Origin of the sequence: Robertmurraya massiliosenegalensis JC6 (assembly GCF_000311725.1) — a bacterium.
GTDB classification, from domain to species: domain Bacteria; phylum Bacillota; class Bacilli; order Bacillales; family Cytobacillaceae; genus Robertmurraya; species Robertmurraya massiliosenegalensis.
This window is the reverse complement of sequence record NZ_HE978513.1, coordinates 556,811-572,772: the sequence shown is the minus strand read 5'-3', so window position 1 is coordinate 572,772 and position 15,962 is coordinate 556,811. Positions and strand designations below refer to the sequence as shown.

Annotated in this window: 14 protein-coding genes; 11 read left to right on the top strand and 3 right to left on the bottom strand. The window is 38.8% G+C overall.

Going from position 1 to position 15,962, the window contains the following annotated elements:
* The first annotated feature begins 51 nt into the window (after positions 1-51).
* The 3 genes from BMSHG_RS12675 to BMSHG_RS12665 all read left to right on the top strand — a co-directional run bounded on the left by BMSHG_RS12675 (position 52) and on the right by BMSHG_RS12665 (position 2,608).
* Positions 52-732 carry a metal-dependent hydrolase gene (locus BMSHG_RS12675; protein WP_019154833.1) on the top strand — a complete coding sequence of 227 codons (681 nt, stop codon included), beginning with the start codon at positions 52-54 and terminating at the stop codon, positions 730-732.
* Between the two features lie 214 nt (positions 733-946).
* Entirely contained in the window at positions 947-1,183 is a 237-nt protein-coding gene (locus tag BMSHG_RS12670; protein ID WP_019154832.1) for a hypothetical protein, read from the top strand.
* Between the two features lie 105 nt (positions 1,184-1,288).
* The gene (locus tag BMSHG_RS12665) at positions 1,289-2,608 is read left to right on the top strand and encodes a CBS domain-containing protein (protein WP_019154831.1); all 1,320 of its coding nucleotides are present in this window, start codon (positions 1,289-1,291) and stop codon (positions 2,606-2,608) included.
* Positions 2,609-2,659: 51 nt separating this feature from the next.
* On the opposite strand, the gene BMSHG_RS12660 is transcribed toward BMSHG_RS12665, so the two are convergent.
* A complete protein-coding gene (locus BMSHG_RS12660) occupies positions 2,660-2,962 on the bottom strand; it encodes a YtpI family protein (RefSeq protein ID WP_019154830.1) in 303 nt (100 codons plus the stop codon).
* Positions 2,963-3,173: 211 nt separating this feature from the next.
* On the opposite strand from BMSHG_RS12660, the gene BMSHG_RS12655 reads away from it, so the two are divergent.
* Positions 3,174-4,115, top strand: a complete 942-nt coding sequence (locus tag BMSHG_RS12655; protein ID WP_019154829.1) for a DHH family phosphoesterase — start codon at positions 3,174-3,176, stop codon at positions 4,113-4,115.
* Between the two features lie 43 nt (positions 4,116-4,158).
* On the opposite strand, the gene ytrI is transcribed toward BMSHG_RS12655, so the two are convergent.
* Both ytrI and BMSHG_RS12645 read right to left on the bottom strand, forming a co-directional pair.
* A complete protein-coding gene (ytrI, locus tag BMSHG_RS12650; protein ID WP_019154828.1) occupies positions 4,159-4,662 on the bottom strand; it encodes a sporulation membrane protein YtrI in 504 nt (167 codons plus the stop codon).
* Positions 4,659-4,997, bottom strand: coding sequence for a YtrH family sporulation protein (locus BMSHG_RS12645; protein WP_019154827.1), 339 nt, complete (start codon positions 4,995-4,997; stop codon positions 4,659-4,661). The genes ytrI and BMSHG_RS12645 overlap by 4 nt, the downstream gene beginning before the upstream one ends.
* Before the next feature lie 263 nt (positions 4,998-5,260).
* On the opposite strand from BMSHG_RS12645, the gene dnaE reads away from it, so the two are divergent.
* The 7 genes from dnaE to pyk all read left to right on the top strand — a co-directional run bounded on the left by dnaE (position 5,261) and on the right by pyk (position 15,915).
* A complete protein-coding gene (gene dnaE / locus BMSHG_RS12640; RefSeq protein ID WP_019154826.1) occupies positions 5,261-8,629 on the top strand; it encodes a DNA polymerase III subunit alpha in 3,369 nt (1,122 codons plus the stop codon).
* Between the two features lie 142 nt (positions 8,630-8,771).
* Entirely contained in the window at positions 8,772-10,010 is a 1,239-nt protein-coding gene (locus BMSHG_RS12635) for an NAD(P)-dependent malic enzyme (RefSeq protein WP_019154825.1), read from the top strand.
* 9 nt (positions 10,011-10,019) lie between these two features.
* Positions 10,020-10,637: a FadR/GntR family transcriptional regulator gene (locus BMSHG_RS12630; protein WP_019154824.1), complete on the top strand. Its 618-nt coding sequence runs from the start codon at positions 10,020-10,022 to the stop codon at positions 10,635-10,637.
* 148 nt (positions 10,638-10,785) lie between these two features.
* Positions 10,786-11,664 (top strand): acetyl-CoA carboxylase, carboxyltransferase subunit beta, encoded by an 879-nt coding sequence (gene accD / locus BMSHG_RS12625; RefSeq protein ID WP_019154823.1) that lies wholly within the window; start codon positions 10,786-10,788, stop codon positions 11,662-11,664.
* Positions 11,649-12,626 carry an acetyl-CoA carboxylase carboxyl transferase subunit alpha gene (gene accA / locus BMSHG_RS12620; RefSeq protein WP_019154822.1) on the top strand — a complete coding sequence of 326 codons (978 nt, stop codon included), beginning with the start codon at positions 11,649-11,651 and terminating at the stop codon, positions 12,624-12,626. The genes accD and accA overlap by 16 nt, the downstream gene beginning before the upstream one ends.
* Positions 12,627-12,912: 286 nt before the next feature.
* The gene (gene pfkA / locus BMSHG_RS12615) at positions 12,913-13,875 is read left to right on the top strand and encodes a 6-phosphofructokinase (RefSeq protein WP_019154821.1); all 963 of its coding nucleotides are present in this window, start codon (positions 12,913-12,915) and stop codon (positions 13,873-13,875) included.
* Positions 13,876-14,154: 279 nt separating this feature from the next.
* Entirely contained in the window at positions 14,155-15,915 is a 1,761-nt protein-coding gene (gene pyk, locus BMSHG_RS12610) for a pyruvate kinase (protein WP_019154820.1), read from the top strand.
* The last annotated feature ends 47 nt before the right edge of the window (positions 15,916-15,962 follow it).

The following is a 15,962-nucleotide window of genomic DNA, read 5'->3' as shown; positions in this document are numbered from 1 at the left end:
AAAGTTTGTTGAAGTATGAATATATGTGTAAAAAGGAAGGAGCGAGTATAAATGAAAATTACCTATCACGGACATGCTGTGGTGAAAATTGAGACAAATGGAAAGACGATTTTAATGGATCCTTTTATTAATGGAAATGGATTAACAGACTTAAAGGTGGAGGAGTTAAGTCCTGACTACATTGTCCTTACCCATGGACATAACGATCATGTTGGGGATACGGTAGAAATTGCGAAAAAGAGTGAAGCACTTGTCATTGCAAGCCCTGAGCTAGAATCCTTTTTAAGTTGGAAAGGGCTAAAGACACACGGCATGAATATCGGTGGAAGCTATGAATTTGAATTTGGGCGTGTGAAATTTACACAAGCATTTCATTCTTCCAGTTTTGAAACCGTGGACCAACAAATTATTTATTTAGGAATGCCAATGGGCGTTCTTTTTACGATTGAAGGAAAAACGATTTACCACGCAGGAGACACTGCTCTTTTCTCAGATATGAAGCTAATTGGGGAAAGACATCCAATTGATGTAGCGTTTTTACCGATTGGCGATAATTATACAATGGGACCAGAAGACGCAGCCTATGCAGCACAGCTATTAGGTGCGAAAACCGTTGTTCCGATTCACTACAATACTTTCCCTGTGATTGAGCAGGATCCACATCAATTTGTGAGCCTATTACCGGCTGGTCAAGGGAAGGTACTCGAACCAGGAGAAACGATTGAATTGTAATGTTTGTAGCGCAGCGAAGATGCTGCGCTTTTATTTTGGTTTCGCCGATAAAATCAAATAAACGCCGATATATCGTGAAAAACGCCGATATATCGTGAAAAACGCCGATAAATCCTAATTTTCGCCGATATAGGGTATTTGGACAAATTATCACGACTTTTTTTGGACCTTCTAGCATACATATTAGATAAAAATATAAAGGAGGAATATGTATATGGCTAAAAATCGTTATTTACTTTGTTTGTTAGCGGCTGCAGCAATGCTTTACTTTGCTCTCCCCAAATTGCCTATTCATGACAGTGGGCTAGCTGGTCTTTTTGCTATTTCTTGGCTAGCATTATGTCTTATTGTCATTGCTGGAAACTTATCGGGATTACTCTATTCACCGAAAAAAGCAAAAGGTAGAAAAAACCCGCAAAAGTATCAAAAACGCCTTCGTTCATACAATTGATTGAATCTATAACCAACTTCACCTTATAATAAGAGAAAAGAAGAGGAAGTTTCATCATGGTGGGAAATGTATGATGGAGCATACTTTAAATAAAGGGTGAAGGTCTTGGCTACTAAGCATGAACAAATATTAGATTATATTGATCAACTACCGGTTGGAGAAAAAATATCCGTACGACAAATCGCCAAGGCATTAAATGTAAGTGAAGGTACTGCATATAGAGCGATTAAAGACGCTGAAAATAAAGGTTATGTAAGTACGATTGAACGGGTTGGAACGATTCGAATTGAACGGAAGAAAAAAGAAAATATCGAAAAGCTAACCTATGCTGAGGTTGTCAATATTGTGGAAGGGCAAGTGCTGGGTGGACGTGCTGGATTACATAAAACGCTTAATAAATTCGTTATTGGTGCCATGAAACTAGACGCCATGATGCGTTATACAGGGGCGGGCAATTTATTAATTGTGGGGAATCGTGACAAAGCCCATGAGCATGCTTTAAAAGCTGGAGCGGCTGTTTTAATAACGGGCGGATTTGATACAGAAGACGAGGTGAAAAAACTCGCCGATGAGCTTCAACTCCCCATTATTTCGACAAGCTATGATACATTTACTGTCGCGGCAATGATTAATCGGGCAATCTATGACCAGTTAATTAAAAAGGAAATTGTACTAGTTGAAGATATTTTAACTCCAGTCTCAGATACGATCTATTTAAAGACGACTGATAAGGTTGCGAAGTGGTATGAATACAACCGTGAAACGACACATGGCCGCTATCCTGTCGTAGACGAAAATATGAAAGTTCAAGGAATGGTTACTTCGAAGGATGTCATCGGCGCAGAGCGTGAACAGCTGATCGAAAAAATCATGACGAAGAACCCAATGACTGTCAGTGGGCAAACAAGTGTGGCATCATCGGCACATATGATGGTTTGGGAAGGGATCGAGTTATTACCTGTTACAGACAATAGCAATAAGCTATTAGGAATCATTAGCCGCCAAGATGTGCTAAAAGCATTACAAATGATACAGCGCCAACCACAAGTAGGTGAAACACTTGATGACATCGTTACAAGTCAATTAGTTTTATCAAAGGGTAAAATGAAAAATGAAGAAACCTATCGTTGTGAGATTACTCCGCAAATGACGAACCATTTAGGGACAATTTCTTATGGGGTGTTCACTACACTTGTAACAGAAGCAGCAAATGGTGTTTTACGTGGATTTAAAAAAGGGGATTTAGTCGTTGAAAATATGACGATTTACTTTTTAAAACCTGTTCAAATTGATAGTACTCTTGAAATTCATCCGAAAGTATTAGAAGTAGGGCGTAAATTTGGAAAAGTTGACGTCGAGGTCTTTAACGAAGGGGTATTAGTAGGGAAAGCAATGATGATGTGTCAGTTATTAGACCGACAATAATGAATAAGAAAAAGGCCGCTTTTTGTATAAATGCGGCCTTAAAACACTCCATTATTTCTTTAATTGCTCTGCTTCCTCAATTGCATGCGGTAAGTAAAATTTATAAGACTTCATTCCACCCCATATATTGATTGCACCTAAAAGGAGAAAGATACTCCCAACAATATATCCAACCGTTGTTTGATTAATGAAGTATTGGTTTACTCCGAAAAGGGCGACAAATAGTCCTAATGCAACACTTGCTTTTGCTGAAATCCATTTTTTCTCTGCTGGTTTTTGTGTTCTGAAATATTTCACTTTGTAAAAAATGTAAAAAGAGAAAGCAAACACAAATAAAATGACGAGTACTGGCATTTGAAAATTCCTCCAAGCTTGAACAACTTCACTTTATTTTACCGATTTTCTTATAAAAAAGCCACCGTCACCATTGTCTGACATATATTTGTCATTGAATGAGAGAAAATTTTTAAGCAAATGTTCTTTTCTTTTCAATTTTTTATGGTAAAAATGGAGGTATATAGCTTTTCATATGGAACACATCCTTAAAACGAACAAGGAGTAAACAATGAGAGATAAAATACTAGAAACCATTCAAAAGTACGATACTATTATTATCCATCGTCACGTTCGTCCAGATCCGGATGCTTACGGCTCTCAAGGGGGATTAGCTGAACTTCTTAAGGCATCATTCCCAGATAAATCGATCTATATGGTCGGGAAAGAAGAACCGTCTCTAAATTACTTATCGAGATTGGATCAAATTTCCGATGATACATATAATGGAGCGTTAGTGATTGTGACAGATACGGCGAATGAAGCGAGAATTTGTGATGAGCGCTACAAGCTTGGGGATTATGTTATTAAGATCGACCATCATCCGAATGAGGAGCCATATGGGGATATGATTTGGGTCGATACAGATGCGAGTTCATGTAGTGAAATGATTTATGACTTGTACCTTGAAGGGAAGAATTCAGGCTTAAAAATGTCGGACACTGCTGCAAGACTTCTATATGCAGGAATTGTTGGAGATACTGGGAGATTTCTTTATCCTAGTACGACAGAGAAGACATTTGCTTATGCTAGTGAACTAATTAAGTATAAGTTTGATCGGACAGAGCTTTTCGACCGCATGTATGAACTTCCACCTAATCTTGTTAAATTAAATGGCTATGTTCTGCAAAATTTTAACATGAATGAGCATGGTGTTGCTTCGATGATTTTAAATAAAGAATTATTAAAAGAATTTGGCACGGTCCCTTCAGAAGCATCTCTTCTTGTGAGTATCCTCGGGAATGTGAAGGGGATTCTTGCTTGGGTCTTCTTTATTGAGGAAGCGGATCAGATTCGTGTCAGACTTCGCTCTAAAGGACCTGTCATTAATACGATTGCAAGAAATTATAATGGTGGTGGACATCCACTTGCAGCAGGAGCCTCTATTTATTCATGGGATGAAGTAGCTAATGTGATGAAAGAGCTAGAAGAAGCGTGTATTAATTTCAACTAAGCGATTTAGAGGGATTTTTATAGAAAAATCCCTCTCCTATCTATTATTCATCAAATTGAAGCTCAACTTGAATCGTGAGTGTCGTATAAAAGACAATATCTTTAATTTTAAGACGGTACCGTTTTTCGTGGGCTTTAAATGTTCGATTTTCTATCGCTCTTAGTATGAGATCTCTACTTTTAAAAGCTGTTTCAATGTTTTGTGTTAAGAGCGTGCGAATATCTTCTTTGGCAGATTCCTCTATTTCATGGACACTAAAAAGGTCAAGCTTATATCTTTCATGATTAAGAATCTTAACCTCTATCTTCTGGATCGTTAGCTTTTCTTCGTTGTCCTTATTGATTTTTTCAACATCTTCTTGCCAAATTTTTTTTTCCTCTTGAAGTTCATTAATTTCTTCTTCTTGAAGTTTGATTTTCATACTATATTCCTCTTGCCAATCTCCAAAAATAAAAAGGAAGATGAGCCAGCTCATCACTGCTCCAATCGCCATTCCGGCGAATAGTCTTCGCCACTCCTGAAATTGTTGAGACGATGGGATTCTCATTCAGACACATGCTCCCCTGTTAATAACGTAATGAAAAAGGAGCCTGTATGTGCACCGCCAAGAGCCGCTAAAATTAGCATGAAGGTTTTGAAAATATCTTTTGTATCACCGGTAAAGAGTCCTCGCTCAAAACTGTATACTGCATCAAAAGTACCACCAATGGCAGCAACGATCGCCCAAATCCTAATTTGTGATGATATCCGAAAAATCTCTGTCATCAACGGTTTACCGCTCAAAAAGGCACCAATGCCACCAATTAGTGCTCCCCCTAGCAATACACCTAATGCAATAAAGTAACTATCAATCAATAGAGAAAAAAAAGGTTGTTCTTTCATGAACGTTCATCCTCACTACGGTAATTTGAATTACTTCCATATTATGAAACCGACTCGAACGTCTATCTATTCGTTCCTATTACATTCATATGGACAAACGTTTCAAATTATGTTTTTGAAAGAAAGTTTCTGTTTAAGAGATGATGGAAAGAAAAATGTTGTTCAAAGGAGAACATCTTTTCTTTTTTTCACTAGAGGTTCTATAATAAAAGGAAGATAACGAAAGAAGCACAATGAAGTTTTATAAGAAAGGTGGGATAGCATTGTCATTTGTTCACCTTCATGTATATAGCTCATACAGTCTTTTATCTAGTACGGCGAGCATTGCCGATTTGGTTCAGGACGCCAAACAAAAAGGCTTCTCTGCCATCGCCTTAACGGATCAAAATGTCATGTATGGAACGATCGCTTTTTATAAGGAATGTTTGAAGGCATCAATTAAACCGATTATCGGTCTAACCGTCATGGTTCAAAGCGAAAGAAAAGATCAATCGTATCCCCTTGTACTTTTAGCAAAGAACCAAAAGGGATTTCATCACCTTCTCAAAATATCAAGTGTTGTCCAAACAAATTCGCCGTCAGGAATTCCGATGAAGTGGCTACGCGGTTATGCTGAAGGCATAATTGCCATATCTCCTGGAATGAAAGGAGAAATCGAGCAAAGCCTTTTATCTGCAGACTATGAAGAGGCGTTTGCATGTGCCCGAATGTATAAAAATATCTTTCCGAATGGTCATTTTTATTTAGGAATTCAGGATCATGGATTGGTGATGGAAGAAACGCTCCATAACGGGATTGTGAAACTTTCAAAGGACTTACAACTGGCGCTTGTTGCGACGAATGAAGTCTATTATACCAACAAAGAAGATTCATTTGCCCATGAATGCCTCCTCGCCATTAAAAATGGACAGAAATTAGCAGATGAAACGAGAGAAAAACTAGATAATGATCAGTACTATTTAAAAACAGCCACTGAGATGGTCAATGTTTTTTCTCACATTCCAGAAGCACTAGAGAATTCTCTCCGAATTGCAGATGCATGTAATGTCATGATTGAGTTAAATCAAATGAATTTACCTAAATACCCGTCCAATGGGGTAAAAAGCTCTGAGGAACTTTTAGAAGAGCTATGTTATAAAGGGTTTCAAGAGAGGTATCAAAACGGAACAGACGAACATCGGACACGATTAGAATATGAGTTAAGCATCATAAAAAATATGAAATTCGCAGATTATTTTTTAATTGTTTGGGATTTTATGAGGTTTTCGCGGGAAAACGGAATATTAACAGGACCAGGAAGGGGTTCGGCAGCCGGTTCAATGGTCGCCTATGTTCTCTATATAACAGATGTAGACCCGATTGAGCACCAGCTATTATTTGAACGTTTTCTAAATCCTGAACGAATTTCAATGCCGGATATTGATATTGACTTTCCTGATCATCGTAGAGATGAAGTAATTGAGTATGTTTCGGAGAAATATGGAAGAATCCATGTAGCGCAAATTATTACATTCGGGACTCTTGCAGCAAAGGCAGTAATGAGGGATGTTGGCAAGATTTTTGGCCTCAATGGAAAAGAGCTTGATCAAGTATCAAGATGGATTCCATCTCGTCCCGGTACAAGCCTTTCCACTGCGTTGAAAGAATCGCAAGGGTTAAGGAATTTTGTGAAAGAATCTACACTTCATCAACGCCTATTTGAGGTGGCAACGAAATTAGAAGGGTTGCCACGACATACGTCAACCCACGCGGCTGGTGTAGTGCTAACAGAGCGACCTTTAGTCGAATCGATTCCGATCCAAGCAGGACACAATGAAATTTACTTAACGCAGTACACGATGGATCATCTAGAAGAAATTGGTCTATTAAAAATGGATTTCTTAGGATTAAGAAATCTCTCCCTCATTGAAACCGTTCTCGACTCTATCTTTCGAAAAACGGGGAAAAGAATAAATATAAAAGAAATTCCACTAGAGGATGAAGCGACCTTCAAACTCCTATCACGTGGGGAAACAACAGGTGTCTTTCAGCTTGAATCCGATGGGATGCGAAATGTTTTAAAAAGATTACAGCCAAGTCGTTTTGAGGACATCGTCGCCGTCAATGCCTTGTATCGTCCAGGACCCATGGAGAATATTCCACTCTATATCGACAGAAAACATGGGAAAGCATCGGTAACTTATCCTCATCCTGATTTAATCCCGATTTTAGAACGTACTTATGGCGTCATCGTCTATCAGGAACAAATCATGCAAATCGCCGCCAAAATGGCTGGATTTTCTTTAGGAGAAGCAGATCTTTTAAGGAGAGCTGTATCAAAGAAGAAAAAAGAGGTGCTCAATAAGGAAAGAGACCATTTCGTTCAAGGTTCACTCGCAAAAGGATATGATAAGGCTACGGCGAATGATATCTATGATTTAATCGTTAAATTTGCCAATTATGGCTTTAATCGCAGTCATGCAGTTGCTTATAGTGTTATAGCTTACCAATTGGCGTATTTAAAGACGCACTATCCAGTCCATTTCATGGCTGCTCTGCTATCTTCAGTGAGTAATAGTGAAACAAAGATTGCTCAATATATTCGAGAAATCAAACAGATGGAGATTCAGCTTTTGCCCCCTTCTATTAATCAAAGCGGCTATTCCTTTCTCGTTGATCAAAATGGCATACGTTATAGCTTAGCTGCCATAAAAGGAGTTGGTATTGCAGCCCTGAAGGAAATTTTTCATGCGAGAAAGAAGAGAAAGTTTGCCGATTTATTCGATTTTTGTATTCGAGTATCGTCTCGAGTGGTTAATCGTAAGGTGTTGGAAGCATTAGTTCATTCAGGCAGTTTTGATGAGTTTGGAGAAGATCGAGCGGTCCTTTTAGCGAGCATTGATGTTGCGATTGAGCATGCCCAACTGATCAACCCGAATGAGGATGGGGAAGGCGATTTATTTGCTGAGGAAGAGACGTTCTTTCTCAAGCCGAAATATGTCGAAGTAGACGAGATCGAGGTTGAACAAAAGCTTCATTTTGAAAAGGAAGTCCTTGGGTTTTATTTATCAGACCATCCGGTTTCAATTTATAATGCGTTTATGTCTCCGTTAGGAATTTCTGAAATTGCCTTTGCTGAGCCGAATCAAAAGATGATAAAGGCGATGATCAATATTACAGAATTTAAAAGAATCCGCACGAAAAAAGGTGAAGAAATGGCGTTTTTAGCAATTTCTGACCAGAGTGGGGATATGGATGCTGTCGTCTTTCCGGCTGTATATAAGCGTTTTGCGCATGTTCTACAAAAAGGGAATATCGTCCTAGTTGAGGGAAAAATGGATCTTCGAGATGGAAACAAACAGTTTATTATCCAAACAGTCTATGATGTGAGGAAGGCAGTTGAGGAGATCAAGGATAAGCTCGGTACCTTATATTTAAAAGTTGAAAAAGAAAAAGAATCAGCTCTTATTTTAACTAGACTGAAAGAAATGATGAAAAAGAACAAAGGCACGGTTGAGGTCGTATTATTTTATGAAAGCAAAGAGCAGTCAATTCGGTTAGGAAAGGATGACAGAGTGAACCCAAGTGAGACTTGTTTGAATGAGTTAAAATTATTGCTAGGGGAAAACAACGTCATTTTAAAAAAAGAGTAAGATAAATATCCATTATTAAACAATCATTCAAAATTTTAATCTTTACAATTCAAATGAATATGGTATATTGTTCTAATATACAGCGTGGTCAGACCACTTACGGAATTTAGAGGGGGATAATCCTAAAGGGAGTGAATGTCGCTTGACTTTACGTGAAGAAGCATTGCATATGCATAAAATGAACAAAGGGAAATTGGAATCAAAATCGAAAATACCTGTAAGAAACGCTAAGGATCTAAGTTTGGCCTATTCACCAGGAGTGGCAGAACCATGTAAAGAAATTTATGATAAGCCTGAAAGTGTATATGACTATACGATGAAGGGAAATATGGTTGCAGTCGTATCAGATGGAACAGCCGTGCTTGGTTTGGGGAATATCGGTCCAGCCGCTGCATTGCCAGTTATGGAAGGAAAGGCTGTATTATTCAAAAGTTTTGCCGGAGTAGATGCTTTTCCAATCTGTTTAAATACGTCTGATGTCGACAAAATCGTAGAAACAGTTAAGCTTCTTGAGCCGACTTTTGGTGGTGTGAATTTAGAGGATATTGCTGCACCAAAATGCTTTGAGATAGAAGAAAGATTGAAAAAAGAGACATCCATCCCTGTTTTTCACGATGATCAGCACGGCACCGCAATCGTCACGGTAGCAGGTCTTGTTAATGCACTTAAACTTGTAGGCAAGAAAATGACAGAAATTAAAGTTGTTGCGAGTGGGGCAGGAGCTGCGGGAATCGCTATTATAAAATTATTATATCATTACGGTGTACGGGATATTGTTATGTGTGACACGAAAGGAGCTATCTATGAAGGTCGTTCCTTTGGTATGAATGCGATTAAAGATGAAGTGTCAAAATTCACCAATCGCAATAATGAGGAAGGCAGCCTTGCCGATGTTATCAAAGGCGCAGATGTCTTTATCGGTGTTTCGGTAGAGGGAGCCCTGACTTCGGAAATGGTTCGTTCTATGAATCCAGATCCGATTATTTTTGCGATGGCCAATCCGAATCCAGAAATTATGCCAGATGAAGCGAAGGATGCTGGAGCAAAGGTTGTAGGAACTGGACGTTCTGATTTCCCAAACCAGGTTAATAATGTCCTTGCTTTTCCAGGGATTTTTCGCGGGGCATTAGATGTCCGTGCAACACATATAAATGAAAAAATGAAGGTTGCAGCTGTTGAAGCAATCGCAAGTCTTGTTGGAGATGATGAATTATCAGCAGATTATGTGATACCGGCTCCATTTGACCCGAGAGTTGCGCCGGAAGTCGCGGCAGCTGTTGCTAAGGCAGCGATGGAGACAGGTGTTGCCCGTATTAAAGTTGATCCAGACGAGGTAAAACGGAAAACGAGCACACTTGCAATCATTGGAAAAAGTGAGTGATGAGGAAATTTGAATTCAGAAGCTGCAAGCCAAAAGGTTTATATTGAAATCGTTAAGAAAATTAGAAAGATGATCGATGAGGACGGTCTTAAACCTGGTGATAAAATACCTTCAGAACGTGAGCTTTCGGAGCGCCTTCAAGTTGGGCGCTCTTCCGTTCGAGAAGCATTAAGAGCAATTGAGCTTTTAGGATTAATTGAGACTCGTAGAGGAGAAGGAACGTTTCTGCGTGATTCTCGTGGGAATCAAATGGTGCAAATAATAAGCACTTTCATTTTACAAGATCAAAAAGTAGTAAAAGATTTAAAGGGAACCATTCAATATATTGAAATGGATGGTTTAAGAGCCGTACTGCAAAGGAATAATGATGAACAGATTCATCAATTTCGTCACAATGTAGAGACGATGGAAATAACGGATGATGAATTCTTTTTAAAGATTATCGAATTAACGGATAATCATTTACTCTATCGAATATGGGTAATACTGAATGAATTTTATTGCTCGTTAGACCTGAAGAAAGAGACGAGCTCAAAATCAGCTTATATAATATTATTAGATGCCCTATTAGATGGGGATGAACAAGAAGTTTTAGAGAAATACAAGAAGCTTAGAAAGTTATTGTAAAAATCACATATCGACAACATATGAGGAGCATTCACACATAATGTTGTAGGACAACATTTGCCTTTTCAAGGCATTTCTTTATCCGTTAGTGGTCAGACCACTAGGGCGAAAGATACAAATTGTGTGAAATGGGGAGGTTAGAGAGACCGTGATCAAGGATTTATTTTCAAAACCAAAAAAGAAAAAATATGCAACGATCCCTTCTGAAGCAGCTAAGCATGATGTACCTGAAGGAATTATGACGAAATGTCCAAACTGTAAAAAAATCATGTATTCAAAGGAATTAACGAAAAATCTAAAAGTTTGTTTTCACTGTCAATATCATCATCCAATGAATGCAAATGAGAGAATTGCCAGTTTTTTAGATCAGGGAAGCTTTGTGGAAATGGATCAACAGTTGGCGTCTAGTAATCCACTTCAATTTCCTGAATACCTTGAGAAGCTTGAGAAGGACCAGAAGAAAACGAAACTAAATGAAGCGGTTGTAACCGGCACGGGGCGTGTTAATGAGCACGAGGTAGTTGTTGCTATTATGGACTCCACATTTCGAATGGGAAGTATGGGCTCTGTAGTAGGTGAGAAAATTACCCGAGCAATTGAAAAAGCAGACGAACTTTCCGTCCCTTTTATCATCTTTACTGCCTCAGGTGGCGCTAGAATGCAAGAAGGTGTACTAAGCCTTATGCAGATGGCCAAAACAAGTGTGGCATTAAAGCGATTTAGTGATCATGGTGGCTTAATTATTTCGATTATGACTCATCCAACAACAGGAGGGGTTTCAGCAAGTTTTGCCTCATTAGGAGATTATAATTTTGCTGAGCCAGGGGCATTAATTGGTTTTGCAGGTAGAAGAATTATTGAGCAAACGATTCGTGAGGAATTGCCAGAGGACTTTCAAACTGCAGAATTTCTTTTAGAGAAAGGTCAGCTAGATGCTGTTATATCTAGGCTTGATTTAAAGGAAAAAATGACGACAATACTGGATATTCATCAGCCGGGAGGTGACCTCAATTGGTTGGAGAACTAGAATTTGAAAAGCCAGTCATAGAATTACGGAAAAAAATATCAGAATTAAGAGAGATCACAAAAGAAGCAGATGTTGATCTTACTGATGAAATTGAAAAGCTGGAAATTCGTCTTGGAAGATTAGAAAAAGAGATTTACGAAAATATGAACCCTTGGGATCGGGTCCAAATTGCTCGTCACCCAAATCGTCCTACTACTTTGGACTATATCTCTCTTCTTTTTACTGATTTCTTTGAATGTCACGGTGATCGTAGTTTTGGTGATGATGAAGCAATTGTTTCTGGGATTGGGAAATTTCAAGGACTACCTGTCACAATCATTGGACATCAAAGAGGAAAAGATACGAAGGAAAATATTCGCCGGAATTTTGGAATGCCTCATCCAGAGGGGTATCGAAAGGCACTTCGTATGATGAAGCAGGCAGATAAGTTCCGAAGACCGATTATTTGTTTTATTGATACGAAGGGTGCATATCCGGGTAAAGCCGCTGAAGAAAGAGGGCAAAGTGAAGCGATTGCTCGTAATCTTTTTGAAATGGCGGGTCTTCGCGTGCCAATTATTTGCATTGTCATTGGGGAAGGTGGAAGTGGAGGTGCCTTAGCATTAGGAGTGGGAAACCATCTCCATATGTTAGAGAATTCCACGTACTCTGTTATTTCTCCTGAAGGCGCTGCGTCTATTTTGTGGAAGGATGCTTCAAAAGCAAAGCTTGCAGCTGAGAAAATGAGAATAACGGCTCCTGATTTAAAAGAACTTAACGTGATCGATGAAATTATTCCAGAAGTCAAAGGTGGAGCACATAAGGATATGGCAGAGCAGGCAGAAGCGATTCATCATGCTCTTGTTCACTCTTTAAAGGAATTAATGCCTTTATCAGAAGAGGAATTGATTGCGACAAGATATGAAAAATATAAAAATATTGGCGAGTATGCGGTTCAGAATGAATATATAAGCACAACTTAATTAGCCAAGCAAAAAAACGTACTCATTTACAAAAAGTACGTTTTTTTGCTTAAAATTCCAGTATTAAGCGTTTGCATTTTACCAATTATTCTGCCTATTGATGAAAGCACTCCCATAAGTTGTGAACCTATATTCTTCATGGTATTTTAGAAGTAAATAATACAGGGTAATCTGTTTATAATAAGAAAGTAAAATGATGGAATTGTAAAAGTATAAGAACTTTTTATATGTGATAGGGTGTAAAGTATTTAACACATAGGAAGTCATTAAGTATGAGGTGATTAATATGAAAAGAATTGGTGTTTTAACAAGTGGGGGAGATGCCCCAGGAATGAATGCCGCTGTTCGTGCGGTTGTTCGGAAAGGGATTTATCACGACCTAGAAGTTTACGGGATCTATGGAGGCTATTCTGGCTTGATAACTGGAAATATTAAAAAATTAGAGCTTGGTTCTGTAGGAGACATTATACATAGAGGTGGTACTGTTCTTTATTCTGCTCGTTGCGAAGAGTTTAAGACAAAAGAGGGACAGCAACAAGGAATTGAACAGTTAAAGAAATTTGGCATTGACGGTCTAGTTGTTATTGGCGGAGACGGTTCTTATCGTGGAGCTAAAGCTCTTACGGAACAAGGCTTTCCTTGTGTAGGTGTACCCGGAACAATCGATAATGATATCCCTGGAACGGACTTTACAATTGGCTTTGATACAGCGTTAAACACGGTTATAGATGCCATTGATAAAATTCGTGATACAGCAACATCACATGAAAGAACGTTCATTATCGAAGTAATGGGTCGTGATGCTGGAGATATTGCGTTATGGTCCGGATTAGCAGGTGGTGCGGAAACGATTCTTATTCCTGAAGAAAACTATTCTATGGATGATATTGTTGCCCGTTTAAGAAAGGGTAGTGATCGTGGCAAGAAGCATAGTATTATTATCGTTGCTGAAGGTGTAGGAAGCGGAGTAGAGATCGCGAAGCAAATTAAAGAATCAACGAATTATGATACTCGAGTGTCCGTGTTAGGTCATATGCAACGCGGGGGAACACCAACAGCTAACGATCGTGTGTTAGCAAGCCGTCTAGGCGCACGTGCAGTAGAATTGTTATTAGAGAAAAAAGGTGGACGTGCAGTAGGGATCGTTAAAAATGAGTTAGTAGATTATGATATCATTGAAGCATTAGAAACAATGAAGCACCAAATTGACAAGGGAATGTTAAAGCTTTCTAAAGAGCTATCTATCTAATCTAGAATTCGCTTATGATCAACTTGAAACTCTAAGAAAGCTGCAATAGATCATTTAGGCTTTTTTCGCAAACAATGTTGCATTTGGATGCTAGATGGGATAATCACTCCCATTTAGCCACTAAAAGAGGGGGAAGCGGAAAAATCCGTGCAAAAGAATGTGTACCTATACAACCCCATAGGCGGGTAAATGTCAGTTCTTGAACATTTACAAATAGACATATTCACTGCAAAAACTGTATAAAAAAACAATGATTTTTTCAGGAGGGTTACACGTTAAATGCGTAAAACAAAAATAGTTTGTACAATTGGTCCAGCTAGTGAAAGTGTGGAAAAGCTTACGCAACTTATGGAAGCTGGTATGAATGTTGCTCGTTTGAATTTCTCTCACGGAGATCACAATGAGCACGGTCAACGGATTATCAACATCCGCGAAGCTTCAAAAAAAGCAAACAAAAATGTCGCAATCTTATTAGATACAAAAGGTCCCGAAATTCGTACGCATAACATGGTTGATGGAGCGATTGAATTAGAAGCTGGTAAAACCGTTATCATTTCCATGAATGAAGTAGAAGGTACTGTCGACAAATTCTCAGTTACATACGAAGGTCTAATTGATGATGTTCATCCTGGTTCAAAAATTTTATTAGATGATGGACTAATCGGACTTGAAGTTCTTGAAATTGATCGTGCTTCTAAAGAAATTCAGACAAAAATTTTAAACGGCGGAACGTTAAAAAACAAAAAAGGGGTCAATGTACCAGGCGTTTCTGTCAACTTACCTGGAATTACCGAAAAGGATGCGAAGGACATTCTCTTTGGAATTGAGCAAGATGTTGATTTCATTGCTGCTTCTTTCGTTCGTCGTGCATCAGATGTCATGGAGATTCGCAAGCTGCTGGAAGAAAATAACGGCACTCAAATTCACATTATCCCTAAAATTGAAAACCAAGAAGGCGTTGATAATATTGACGAAATCTTGGAAGTATCGGATGGCTTAATGGTTGCTCGTGGAGACTTAGGTGTTGAAATACCTGCTGAAGAAGTACCACTTGTTCAGAAAGAATTGATCAAGAAATGTAATGATTTAGGGAAACCAGTTATTACAGCGACTCAAATGCTTGATTCGATGCAAAGAAATCCACGTCCAACAAGAGCAGAGGCAAGTGACGTGGCGAATGCCATTTTTGATGGCACCGATGCGATTATGCTATCTGGAGAAACGGCTGCTGGAATGTACCCAATTGAAGCAGTTCAAACGATGCATAATATTGCTTCCCGGGCAGAATCAGCACTTGATCATAAACGTCTTTTAACAAAAAGAACGAAAGCAATCGAAACAAATATTACCGATGCGATTGGTCAATCTGTCGCCCATACTGCCTTAAATCTTTCTGTTAATGCAATTATAACGCCAACAGAAAGTGGTCATACAGCAAGAATGATTTCGAAGTATCGTCCACAAGCTCCAATTATTGCAGTAACGTACCATCCATCTGTTTATCGTCGTTTAGCTCTTGTGTGGGGAGTATATCCACAATTAGGGGAAAGTGCGAATACAACAGATGATATGCTTGATATCGCTGTCCAAGAAAGCCTTAATAGCAAACTAGTGAAGCATGGCGACCTTGTTGTCATTACAGCTGGTGTGCCAGTAGGTGAATCAGGTACAACAAACCTCATGAAAATTCATGTAGTTGGGGATGTTCTTGTAAAAGCACAAGGCATTGGTCGTAAATCTGCTTATGGAAAAGTGGTTGTTGCTAAAAATGCGTCTGAAGCATTAGCAAAGGTCACAGAAGGTTCTGTATTAGTGACAATTGGTTCAGATGCTGAAATGATGGCAGCTATTGAGAAGAGCTCTGCCCTTATTACAGAAGAAGGTGGCTTAACAAGCCATGCGGCAGTAGTTGGATTGAGCTTAGGAATCCCAGTTATTGTCGGTGCAGAAAATGCAACTTCGCTTTTAAAAGATGGACAAGAAGTAACTGTTGATGCAACGAGAGGCGTTATCTATAACGGTCATGCAAGTGTCCTTTAAAGATGAATGAGGAAGGGGAGGTCCCCTTCCTTTTCTAATTTTCATAC